We start from the raw sequence: 10,892 nt of genomic DNA, 5'->3' as shown, positions 1-10,892 counted from the left end.
TAGCTCCAGACGGAACAGTTACATTTGTACCAGAAAAATCATTCACAGGAACAGGAACAGGCGTGACTGTTAAACGTGTAGACAAGAATGGTACACCAGTTACAGCTAAGTACACACCAACTGTAACCCCAGTAACACCAACAGCGGAACCAGCAACATCAACAGATATTCAAGGTCAAACACAAACAGGTAAACCTAACTTTACAGAAGGTAACCCAAGTGTACCAATGGATGATGATACGCCAGCAACATTCGAAGATGGTTCAACAACTAAGGTAATTCCAGGTGAGGGAACTTACACAGTAGCCCCAGACGGAACAGTTACATTTGTACCAGAAAAATCATTCACAGGAACAGGAACAGGCGTGACTGTTAAACGTGTAGACAAGAATGGTACACCAGTTACAGCTAAGTACACACCAACTGTAACTCCAGTAACACCAACAGCGGAACCAGCAACATCAACAGATATTCAAGGTCAAACACAAACAGGTAAGCCTAACTTTACAGAAGGTAACCCAAGTGTACCAATGGATGATGATACGCCAGCAACATTCGAAGATGGTTCAACAACTAAGGTAGTTCCAGGTGAGGGAACTTACACAGTAGCCCCAGACGGAACAGTTACATTTGTACCAGAAAAATCATTCACAGGAACAGGAACAGGCGTGACTGTTAAACGTGTAGACAAGAATGGTACACCAGTTACAGCTAAGTACACACCAACTGTAACTCCAGTAACACCAACAGCAGAACCTGTTACATCTATTGGACCAAAAGGTAAAGAACAATCTGGCAAACCAACATTCAAGGAAGGCGATAGCCGTGTGCCTATGAATGATGATGTTCCAGCTACATTTGAAGATGGTTCAACAACTAAGACTGTTGAAGGAGTCGGTACATACACAGTAGCTCCAGATGGAACAGTAACCTTTAAACCAGAACCAGAATTTACTGGAACTGCTCCATCAGTGACAGTTGTGCGTGAAGATATGAACGGAACAAAAGCTTCTGCAACATACACCCCAACTGTAACCCCAGTTACTACGTTTGTAGACAAAGATGGTAAACCAATTCCAGGTAACCCAACAGAAGACGGTGAACAACCTAAGAAAGATATCCCAGGTTACCGCTTCGTAGAGACTAAGAAACTTCCAAACGGTGACACAGAACATGTCTACGAAAAAGTGAAGACTAGTCATAAGGATAAGGAAGGTAACGAGATTCCAGGTTATCCAATCGAAGACGGTGAAAATCCTAATAGAGATATTCCAGGTTACCGCTTCGTAGAGACTAAGAAACTTCCAAACGGTGATACAGAGCATGTTTATGAGAAAGTACCAACACCAGATCCAGTGCCAACACCAGATCCAGTTCCAACGCCAGATCCAGTGCCAACACCAGATCCAGTGCCAACACCAGATCCAGTACCAACGCCAGATCCAGTACCAACACCAGATCCAGTGCCAACGCCAGATCCAGTACCAACGCCAGATCCAGTTCCAACACCAGATCCAGAAAAACCAGCTCCAGTAGCTGAAGAGGTAGTTTGGGTAACTGACCAATTGCCAAATACTGGTACTGAAGACCACGCTAGCCTTGCTGCTCTTGGTTTAGTAGGTGTCTTGAGTGGATTTGGACTTATCGCTCGTAAAAAGAAAGAAGACTAATCAACTCTGTAGAATAGTGAGAAAGTCACCTTTCTAATTAAAAACTAGTACATCCAAAGATGTACTAGTTTTTTTATCTCTTTGCTGCTTGTTTTAAGGATAGAACTATGCTACAATCTTGTAAAATAAACAAGGATATTAAGATATGAAAAGTGAATACCAAAAAATGATTGCGGGAGAACCCTATCGCCCGTTCGATTCAGAACTTCGTGCTCTAGCACAAACAGCACGACAAAAGCAAGCTTCCTTTAATGAAGAAGCCAATCCAATAAAAGGTATGGAAATCATCAAAGGCTGGTTTGGTTCAACTGGTGAAAACCTCTATGTCAATACTCGTTTGGTAGTGGATTATGGGGTCAATATTCATTTGGGAGAAAATTTCTATTCCAATTGGAATCTGACCATGTTGGATGTTTGTCCTATTACCATTGGCGACAATGCTATGATTGGTCCAAACTGCCAATTTTTAACACCCCTTCATCCACTGGATCCAGATGAACGAAATTCAGGTTTAGAATTTGGGAAACCAATTACAATCGGCAAGAACTTCTGGGCAGGTGGTGGGGTTATTGTTCTTCCAGGTGTTACACTAGGTGATAACGTTGTTGCAGGAGCAGGAGCTGTCATTACTAAATCTTTTGGTGATAATGTAGTTCTGGCAGGCAACCCAGCACGAGTTATCAAAGAAATTCCAGTCAAAGAAAATTAAAAGAACAGCGAAATGCTGTTCTTTTTTGCTAGAGATTTTTTCTCTTTTTAGCTTTTTTAGTGAGAGCCACATCGCATTCAGCAATGTTGCGTGTAAGATAGCTAGCGACTTGGAAGTCATCGGTATCAGATTTTAGCTCGACTTCATAGACGATTGTTAGATTATCACCTGCGTTAGTGCTATTCATTGTAATCATGTCAACTTCTGAGCAGAATTGGTTAAGAGATGATTGGATAACTTCCTGTACCTTGTCTTGATTGGCTACCGTGATTGTCAAAAGTCTACGGCGTTGATTGTCAATTTTGATCTGTTGATTTTCCAAAAGGAACCAAACGCCCAAGATAAAGAGTGTAAAGAGAATAGCCAAGAAGAGGTAGCCTGTTCCGCAAGCCAAACCGATAATCATGGCAAGGAATATGGCAATCAGTTCTCGGGAACCACTCGTTGCTGAACGGAAACGAATCAAACTAAAGGTTCCGGCTACAGCAATTGAGGTGCCCAAGCTCCCATTGACCAGAAAAATAACCAAGGTCATGAGGCAGGGAAGCAGAGTTAAGCTGATAGAAAATTCTCTGGTGTAGAGGGTCCGATATTTGTAGGTCCAAGTAAGTGCCAAACCGAGGACTAGACTGACTAGAAGTGCCAACAGTAGTTGAAAGGGATCTGCACTTGCAGTGGTGTTATTGAAAATGGAATTAAATAGATTAAGCATAAGCAGTACCTGATCTTTCTATATTGGGTCGAGGAGCATAAGGAAGTCCTTGAGATTTATGGTAAGCACAACTGTATTTTGAAAATTTGTGCTCCATCAAATTATATTTGTCTAGGATGTCCTGCAACCACTGGGGCTTGTTTCCGGGGGCCTTGATTTCCATAATCACAGTGTCGTTATCTAAGAGAGGAGCCCCGTGATTTCCCGCGAAGAGACTGACAGTTTCATCTCTATAGATTAGATTTTGGTCAATTGTGATACGGATTTTGTTATAGTGGCAGCCCTCGATAGATTTCTTTTCCTTTAATGAATAACGATCGTAGTAGATGTACATGCGAGGCTTGATGGCGAATTTGTAATCACGCTGAAGTTTTTTCACTTTTTCAATGACGACTGTATCAGTAATGCTAGCATCCAAGTGCCCTTTGGTTATGAAATTGATGATGGAGCTAGGAGTTGAGAGCAGTCGGTACTTGCGACCAATCCCTTCTTGGTCCTTAGTTTTGATTTCTAAAAAAACTTGACTATCTATTTTAGGTTGGCTGAGATAGGTCCGCATCCGTACCTTTTCTTTTCGTTTGACTCCAAGATGCTCATCTTGGAGAATATCAAAGTCTTCTGTGTCAAAGTAGATATTTGATATTGTTGAAATTGGATAGTCGTCTTCTACCAAATATTTCTTTAAATCCTGAACCAGTTTGTCTAATATTTCTTTGGAGACAACATATTTGGTTTCAATCCGTTTAAAAGTTGTTTCGATTGGTTTCATAAGTCCTTCTCCTCTAATCTTAGGTTATACTATTTTTAAACAAGGACGAGCTTGTTTGTCTAGGATTTTAAAGAGTTTATCTAAAACTTTTGTTAAATTTAACTTAATTGAAACTAAACTTAAGAAAACTTTCAGAAAAAGTTTAGGCTTATTTTAGGAAAGTCCCGTAGACTAGAATCATGCAAAATGAAAGACGAGGAAATGAGTATGAAAGCAAAAAAATGGACATTCTTATTAACGAGTATAACAACTCTAGCACTGGTAACAGCATGTACCCAGTCAACTTCAAATACAACAGCTAGCAATAGTACTGCAACAATTACATCCACTGCAGATGCTAAGAAAACTGGCTATTTTACAGACAAGGACTATGATACTTCTTATGACGAAAAGACAGCAGCAACTGTAAGCTTGTCTGGGTCAACCGCGACGGTATCAGGAGACGGAGTTACTGCATCAGGTTCGACTGTTACTATTTTCAAGGCAGGAACCTATGTGATTTCAGGCCAATCTGACGGAGTCCAAATCAAGATTGAAGCCGAAAAGACTGATGATGTACATATTGTTCTAAACGGTGTCACCATGACCAATACCAATGCAGCTGTTTCTGCAACATCAGCCGGGCATGTTTACCTAACTTTAGCAGATGGAACAACCAATAGCCTCTCAGATTCTTCTTCAAACAGTGATGAAAAGGCAGATGCAGCCCTCTTCTCAAAAGTGGACTTGACCATCAATGGTAAAGGAACTCTCAATGTAGATGGCAAGAAAAATAATGGTATCAAAGCCAATGATACGCTTCATATCACGGGTGGAACTTACAACATCACATCAGTAGGAGATGCCTTTAATGTCAATGATGAACTCAACATCACTGGTACAACCATGACCATCGATGCCAAGGAAGACGGCGTTAAGGTAGACAATGATGACGATGCTTCTGTTGGAACCATGTATCTCTCTGACAATACCATCACTGTTACTGCTGGTGATGACGGTATTCACGCCTCAGGCGATTTGGTCATCGATAGCGGGACCTACACCGTCAAGAACTCAACAGAAGGACTTGAAGGTAAATCAATCACGATCAATGGCGGGGATATCACCATCTATTCAACAGACGATGGTGTCAATGCAGCCAACAAAAACGCCCAACAAAGTGAAATCTTCTTTGCTATGAATGGTGGGAACTTGACAGTTGAAGTTGGTCAAGGGGACACGGATCCAATTGACTCAAATGGTAACATTACTGTTACGGGAGGAACCATCAAAATGACTGGTCAAACTGGTTTTGACTTTGATGGAACAGCGACCTACACAGGTGGTGATATTTATATCAACGGTGAAAAACAAACTGAGATTGTCAATTCGATGCCTGGAGGCGGAGGAGCACCTGGCGGTGGCCCTCAAGGAAATGGAGATCCTGGTGGACGACCATAAAAAAAATCTCCTTTCTCGAAAGAGAAGGGAGATTTTCTTATGTTATTAGGACGAAAAATAATTATTCTCCGTCTTTTTTAAAGATGTTTTTTACGCCAGATACTGCACCTTCGACAGCTTCTTTTGCATCTTCAACAACTTCTTTAGCTTTTGAAGCTACCTTTTCTGCAGCTCCTTCTGCTTGAGTTTTTGTATCGCCAGTTAGTTTACCAAAACCTTCTTTAACAGAACCTTTAGCTTGGTTGAATTTTTCTTCGATTGACATGGGGGATACCTCCGTTAATTTTTTGTATTATCTAAATTACATTAGATATTAATTTAAGTATATACCCTTTTATGCTAAAAAGCAAAAAACTGATACGAAAGGCATCAGTTTGTTTTTTCAATAGGTTACAACATTCAATTGACCTTTATCATATTCAGCGATAAAGATATTTGAGACTTCTTCGAAACCTTCTTCTTTCAATTTCTCAGTTAGCCACTCCTCGGATTTGCCAATGGTTTCTAAGATTTCAACTTGGACAACACCATCTGTGATGATTGGGTACTTAGGATTCTCGTCACCCATTCTTACGACAATCAGCTGTCCGTTTTGCTCAATCACAGCTCTCTTGACATCCTTCAATTGGAAGATTCCTTGAGCGCGCAATTTAAGAGCTACATCTGCAGCTGCAAGACCTTTTGATCGACAGGCTTCAGGGTCTAACTGACCATTTTTTATGATAATAGTAGGTTTTCCGTCAATCAGATGTTTAATCAGAGAAACATTGGTATTCAGCCATTTAAGGAGCAAGATGAGAATAGTCCAGATGATGAGGATAACAATGTATTGGATGATGGTGATAGAACTATTGTAGATAACCCCACCGATAATACCCCCGAGAACAAAGTTCTGTATTTGGTCTACTGCAGAACTTGGTGCTAGATTTCCTTTCCCTGTTACGTTAATAACAAAAACAAGAGAAAGTAGCCCCAAGGCTAATTTAATCGCAATTGTAGCAAAAAAGCTTATCATTTTTCAACCTCCACGAGTTCAACGTCTGATTTATACAGTTCCATTTTTTCTAATAAATAGCTATCTTGATCAGTCCCGCTAATCGCACGATAAAAATTGTTGCCAACCTTAATAATAGCTCCATCAGTTGTAGCTGAAGTATTGACATAAACATCTTTTTTATCAACACCTAACTCTTTTGATACAATCTCGATGAAGTGTAAGGAACTACGAAATTGATTATCGTTGGATTGACTGTTTTGAAGATTCGTAATGCTAATCAATACAAAAGCAATTAAAGTCAAAATGGAAATAATCGATAATTCACGGAACTTACTTCCTCTCTTATCTTTAAAAGCCTTAAATGCAAAGAATCCAGTCACAATCACTAAGAACGTTGACACAATAATCATGACCCAATTCTGTTGACTAATCTGACTGAGCACATAGTCATATGAATAGAATTTCATAAGAACCTCCACTTTTTTAAATTCAATCTATTATAAACGAATCTCTAAGCAATAGCAATTTTATGATTAGGAAAATAGCATTTAATTGATGTTTTCTATTTAAAATATATTTTTCTGATTTGACTTAGGTTCTTGCCTTGACTTTCGTTTTGCTTTTGTTATAATAGTACAAATTTAGAGGAGGTAGTCTATGATTCAAAAACACGCCATTCCTATTTTAGAGTTTGATGATAACCCCCAAGCGGTTCTTATGCCAACACATGAGGGGTTAGACTTGAAGTTGCCAAAGAAGTGCATCTATGCATTTTTGGAGGAGGAGATTGACCGCTTTGCTCAGGAAGTAGGGGCGGAGTGCGTTGGGGAGTTTGTGTCTGCCACTAAAACCTATCCTGTTTATGTCATGAGTTACAAGGGTGAGGAAGTGTGTCTGGCTCAGGCTCCTGTTGGTTCTGCCCCGGCCGCCCAGTTTATGGATTGGTTGATTGGCTATGGTGTGGAGAAAATCATCTCTACTGGCACTTGTGGCGTGTTAGCGAATATAGAAGAAAATGCCTTTCTGGTTCCAGTCCGAGCCCTGCGTGATGAAGGAACTAGTTACCATTATGCGTCACCTTCTCGTTATATGGATGTACATATAGAAGCGGTTTCTGCCATCAAGCAAGTCTTGGAACAACTAGGCATTCCTTATGAAGAGGTCATGACTTGGTCGACAGATGGTTTTTACCGAGAAACGGCTGAAAAAGTTGCCTATCGTAAGGAAGAAGGCTGTGCAGTTGTGGAGATGGAGTGTGCAGCTCTTGCAGCAGTTGCCCAGCTTCGAGGAGTCGTTTGGGGACAACTTCTGTTTACAGCCGACTCTCTAGCGGATTTAGAAAATTATGATAGTCGCGATTGGGGTTCAGAAGCTTTTGACAAGGCCTTAGAACTCTGTCTTGAAATCGTTAGTCATATGTGACTGCTTTAACTGTTTTATGGTACAATGTAACTATGTTATTCAAATCATTTTCGGAAAAAATAAACACGACCTTGGGGCGTTTATCACCTGCTCGTCGAATTTTTTTAAGTTTTGCTTTGGTTATTCTCGCAGGCTCTCTTCTTTTGAGTCTGCCATTTGTGCAAGCAACAAGCTCCCAAGCGACCTATTTCGACCATCTCTTTACAGCAGTATCCATGGTCTGTGTGACAGGACTCTTTACTCAACCAGTAGCTACTACATATAACATCTGGGGTCAGTTAATCTGTATGTTTTTGATCCAGATTGGTGGTTTGGGTCTCATGACCTTTATAGGGATCTTTTATATTCAAAGCAAGCAAAAGCTCAGCCTTCGTAGCCGTGAAACAATTCTGGAGAGCTTTAGTTATGGAGAAACTCAGTCTTTAATGGTTTTCATACGTTCGATTTTTTTGACGACTTTTATCGTTGAAGGACTCGGAGCCTTCTTGTTAAGTTTTCGTTTTGTTCCGGAATTTGGTTGGGGCCGAGGAATTTTTACCTCTATCTTCGTAGCTATTTCAGCTTTCTGTAATGCTGGTTTTGATAATTTTGGAAGTACAAGTTTAGTAGCTTTTCAAACTGATCCGTTGATTAATCTAGTGCTTGCTGCTTTGATCATCACAGGTGGTCTAGGGTTCATGGTTTGGTTTGACCTGGCCACACAGTTGAGCAAGAAAAAACGTCGGCTTCGCTTTCATACCAAGTTGGTTCTCTTCTTGACAGCAGGAATTTTATTTACTGGAACAGTTTCAACCCTCTTGATCGAGTGGAACAATCCGGGAACGATTGGAAATCTCAGCATCCCTGATAAATTGCTAGTCAGTTTTTTCCAAACAGTTAGCATGAGAACGGCGGGTTTTGCTTCTATTGATTTTACCCAGGCTCGGCCTGTTACTTTGCTGATTTATATCTTACAAATGTTTCTCGGTGGGGCGCCTGGTGGAACAGCCGGGGGGCTTAAAATCACAACCTTCTTTGTATTATTAGTATTTGCACGCAGTGAACTTTTAGGATTACCCCATGCCAATATAGCTCGGAGAACAATTTTACCTCGGACAGTCCAAAAATCTTTCAGTGTTTTTATCATCTTCTTGCTAACTTTCTTGCTGGGCTTGATCCTGTTAGGGGTAACCGCAGAAGGGAATCCGCGCTTTATCTACATCATGTTCGAGACAATTTCTGCCCTTGCCACGGTCGGAGTGACGGCAAATCTGACACCAGAGTTAGGTAGATTAGCTCTTAGCATTATCATGCTACTGATGTTTATTGGACGAATTGGACCACTGACGCTATTAGTTAGTTTGGCTGAGTATCAACCAGATAAGAAAGATATGATCCACTATATGAAAGCAGATATTACGATAGGATAAGAAAGGATAAACTATGTCAGATCGGACAATTGGAATTTTAGGTTTGGGTATTTTTGGGAGTAGTGTACTTACCGCTCTCGCTCAGCATGATATAAATATTATCGCCATTGACGACCATGAGGAACGAATCAATCAGTTCGAACCAGTCTTGGTACGTGGAGTTGTTGGAGATATTACCGATGAAGAGCTCTTGCTCTCAGCAGGAATTGATACCTGCGATACAGTTGTGGTGGCAACTGGGGAAAATTTAGAATCTAGTGTGCTTGCAGTCATGCATTGCAAGAGTCTAGGAGTACCAACTGTTATTGCTAAGGTTAAAAGCTATACAGCAAAAAAAGTCCTTGAAAAAATTGGCGCAGATTCAGTCATTTCACCAGAATATGAGATGGGTCGTTCGTTGGCGCAGACTATTTTATTTAATAACAGCGTAGATGTCTTTCAGTTGGACAAAAATGTCTCGATAGTCGAAATGAAAATTCCACAATCGTGGTCAGGCAAGAGCCTAAGTCAACTTGATCTTCGAGGACAATACAATCTCAATATTCTTGGTTTTCGTGACTATGAAAATGCTCCTCTAGACGTTCAGTTTGGTCCAGAGGATCAATTGAAAGCTGATGGCTATATGATGGCAGTAATCAATAACCAATATTTGGATACCTTATCTAAATTTAACGAAAAATAAAATAGATAGAAAATTCTCTTTACAAATGTAGTATTTCATGGTACAATAGCCTTTGTGTGAAATAGCAGCAGGAAAGCATGAAGCTCGTCAACAGGTGTCTTATAACAAGTAACCTTGGCTGTTTAGGCGAAGGGCATCTGCACGAATCAGGGCTTTCTAAGTGACTATTTCCGCCGAAATTATATTTATATTAGGAGGACATACATATGTCACGTTATACAGGACCATCTTGGAAACAAGCTCGTCGCCTTGGCCTTTCACTTACAGGTACAGGTAAAGAATTGGCACGTCGTAACTACGTACCAGGTCAACACGGACCAAACAACCGTTCTAAATTGTCAGAATACGGTTTGCAATTGGCTGAAAAACAAAAACTTCGTTTCACTTACGGAGTAGGTGAAAAACAATTCCGTAACTTGTTCGTACAAGCTACAAAAATCAAGGGCGGAATCCTAGGTTTCAACTTCATGCTTCTTTTGGAACGTCGTTTGGATAACGTAGTTTACCGTCTTGGTCTTGCGACTACTCGTCGTCAAGCTCGTCAATTCGTAAACCACGGTCACATCCTTGTTGACGGAAAACGTGTTGATATCCCATCATACCGCGTAACTCCAGGTCAAGTAATCTCAGTTCGCGAAAAATCATTGAAAGTTCCAGCAATCCTTGAAGCGGTTGAAGCTACTCTTGGACGCCCAGCATTCGTATCATTCGATGCTGAAAAATTGGAAGGTTCATTGACTCGTTTGCCAGAACGTGATGAAATCAACCCAGAAATCAACGAAGCACTTATCGTTGAATTCTACAACAAGATGCTTTAATTTTAAGATATATGATACAGAAAGCCTACAACAGTGGGCTTTTTGCTTTGAAGAAATAAAAAATACGAAAAAAATAAACCCAAGTTCTTGACAAGATTCTAAAAGTGGGTATAATAGAAAGAGTTGAAAAAGCTCAGGGTCCGTTGGTCAAGGGGTTAAGACACCGCCTTTTCACGGCGGTAACACGGGTTCGAATCCCGTACGGACTATGAGTGTATCGCGGTTGGTGGAAATAGGAATTAAAAAAAGTTAAAAAAACCTGTT

At 40.5% G+C, this 10,892-nt stretch carries 12 protein-coding genes and 1 tRNA gene; 8 read left to right on the top strand and 5 right to left on the bottom strand.

The window, feature by feature from the left end:
* Both QM859_RS08915 and QM859_RS08910 read left to right on the top strand, forming a co-directional pair.
* On the top strand, positions 1-1,670 hold a 1,670-nt coding region (locus QM859_RS08915; protein WP_414262824.1), incomplete at its 5' end, for an LPXTG cell wall anchor domain-containing protein.
* Positions 1,671-1,815: 145 nt separating this feature from the next.
* The gene (locus QM859_RS08910; RefSeq protein WP_414262823.1) at positions 1,816-2,379 is read left to right on the top strand and encodes a sugar O-acetyltransferase; all 564 of its coding nucleotides are present in this window, start codon (positions 1,816-1,818) and stop codon (positions 2,377-2,379) included.
* Between the two features lie 28 nt (positions 2,380-2,407).
* Here QM859_RS08910 and QM859_RS08905 read toward each other — a convergent pair whose 3' ends face one another.
* Complete coding sequence (locus QM859_RS08905) at positions 2,408-3,091, bottom strand: DUF4956 domain-containing protein (RefSeq protein ID WP_414262822.1); 684 nt, start codon at positions 3,089-3,091, stop codon at positions 2,408-2,410.
* Positions 3,084-3,860, bottom strand: coding sequence for a polyphosphate polymerase domain-containing protein (locus QM859_RS08900; RefSeq protein WP_414262821.1), 777 nt, complete (start codon positions 3,858-3,860; stop codon positions 3,084-3,086). The genes QM859_RS08905 and QM859_RS08900 overlap by 8 nt, the downstream gene beginning before the upstream one ends.
* A 207-nt stretch (positions 3,861-4,067) precedes the next feature.
* On the opposite strand from QM859_RS08900, the gene QM859_RS08895 reads away from it, so the two are divergent.
* Entirely contained in the window at positions 4,068-5,300 is a 1,233-nt protein-coding gene (locus QM859_RS08895) for a carbohydrate-binding domain-containing protein (protein WP_414262820.1), read from the top strand.
* Between the two features lie 61 nt (positions 5,301-5,361).
* On the opposite strand, the gene QM859_RS08890 is transcribed toward QM859_RS08895, so the two are convergent.
* From QM859_RS08890 to QM859_RS08880, 3 genes are all read right to left on the bottom strand, one after another.
* The gene (locus QM859_RS08890) at positions 5,362-5,565 is read right to left on the bottom strand and encodes a CsbD family protein (protein ID WP_006147787.1); all 204 of its coding nucleotides are present in this window, start codon (positions 5,563-5,565) and stop codon (positions 5,362-5,364) included.
* A gap of 117 nt (positions 5,566-5,682) precedes the next feature.
* Positions 5,683-6,315: a DUF421 domain-containing protein gene (locus QM859_RS08885; RefSeq protein WP_414262819.1), complete on the bottom strand. Its 633-nt coding sequence runs from the start codon at positions 6,313-6,315 to the stop codon at positions 5,683-5,685.
* On the bottom strand, positions 6,312-6,764 hold the full coding sequence (locus QM859_RS08880; RefSeq protein WP_414262818.1) for a DUF3290 family protein: 453 nt from the start codon (positions 6,762-6,764) through the stop codon (positions 6,312-6,314). The genes QM859_RS08885 and QM859_RS08880 overlap by 4 nt, the downstream gene beginning before the upstream one ends.
* Positions 6,765-6,954: 190 nt before the next feature.
* On the opposite strand from QM859_RS08880, the gene QM859_RS08875 reads away from it, so the two are divergent.
* The 5 genes from QM859_RS08875 to QM859_RS08855 all read left to right on the top strand — a co-directional run bounded on the left by QM859_RS08875 (position 6,955) and on the right by QM859_RS08855 (position 10,837).
* Positions 6,955-7,719 (top strand): nucleoside phosphorylase, encoded by a 765-nt coding sequence (locus QM859_RS08875; RefSeq protein ID WP_414262817.1) that lies wholly within the window; start codon positions 6,955-6,957, stop codon positions 7,717-7,719.
* A 32-nt stretch (positions 7,720-7,751) separates the two neighbouring features.
* Positions 7,752-9,128, top strand: coding sequence for a TrkH family potassium uptake protein (locus QM859_RS08870; protein ID WP_414262816.1), 1,377 nt, complete (start codon positions 7,752-7,754; stop codon positions 9,126-9,128).
* Positions 9,129-9,141: 13 nt separating this feature from the next.
* A complete protein-coding gene (locus tag QM859_RS08865) occupies positions 9,142-9,810 on the top strand; it encodes a potassium channel family protein (RefSeq protein ID WP_414262815.1) in 669 nt (222 codons plus the stop codon).
* 206 nt (positions 9,811-10,016) lie between these two features.
* On the top strand, positions 10,017-10,628 hold the full coding sequence (gene rpsD, locus QM859_RS08860) for a 30S ribosomal protein S4 (RefSeq protein ID WP_004253981.1): 612 nt from the start codon (positions 10,017-10,019) through the stop codon (positions 10,626-10,628).
* 137 nt (positions 10,629-10,765) lie between these two features.
* A tRNA-Glu gene (locus QM859_RS08855) sits at positions 10,766-10,837 on the top strand.
* Positions 10,838-10,892 lie beyond the last annotated feature (55 nt).

This window comes from Streptococcus infantis (assembly GCF_047463175.1).
GTDB lineage: Bacteria > Bacillota > Bacilli > Lactobacillales > Streptococcaceae > Streptococcus > Streptococcus infantis_AC.
This window is presented reverse-complemented; position numbering and strand designations above follow the sequence as displayed.

Bases quoted from the DNA above. Each gene is read 5' to 3' on its own strand.
- QM859_RS08905 (WP_414262822.1), bottom strand. From the start codon at position 3,091: ATGCTTAATCTATTTAATTCCATTTTCAATAACACCACTGCAAGTGCA.
- QM859_RS08900 (WP_414262821.1), bottom strand. From the start codon at position 3,860: ATGAAACCAATCGAAACAACTTTTAAACGGATTGAAACCAAATATGTT.
- QM859_RS08890 (WP_006147787.1), bottom strand. From the start codon at position 5,565: ATGTCAATCGAAGAAAAATTCAACCAAGCTAAAGGTTCTGTTAAAGAA.
- QM859_RS08880 (WP_414262818.1), bottom strand. From the start codon at position 6,764: ATGAAATTCTATTCATATGACTATGTGCTCAGTCAGATTAGTCAACAG.
- QM859_RS08870 (WP_414262816.1), top strand. From the start codon at position 7,752: ATGTTATTCAAATCATTTTCGGAAAAAATAAACACGACCTTGGGGCGT.
- QM859_RS08910 (WP_414262823.1), top strand. From the start codon at position 1,816: ATGAAAAGTGAATACCAAAAAATGATTGCGGGAGAACCCTATCGCCCG.
- QM859_RS08865 (WP_414262815.1), top strand. From the start codon at position 9,142: ATGTCAGATCGGACAATTGGAATTTTAGGTTTGGGTATTTTTGGGAGT.
- QM859_RS08875 (WP_414262817.1), top strand. From the start codon at position 6,955: ATGATTCAAAAACACGCCATTCCTATTTTAGAGTTTGATGATAACCCC.
- QM859_RS08895 (WP_414262820.1), top strand. From the start codon at position 4,068: ATGAAAGCAAAAAAATGGACATTCTTATTAACGAGTATAACAACTCTA.
- QM859_RS08885 (WP_414262819.1), bottom strand. From the start codon at position 6,315: ATGATAAGCTTTTTTGCTACAATTGCGATTAAATTAGCCTTGGGGCTA.
- rpsD (WP_004253981.1), top strand. From the start codon at position 10,017: ATGTCACGTTATACAGGACCATCTTGGAAACAAGCTCGTCGCCTTGGC.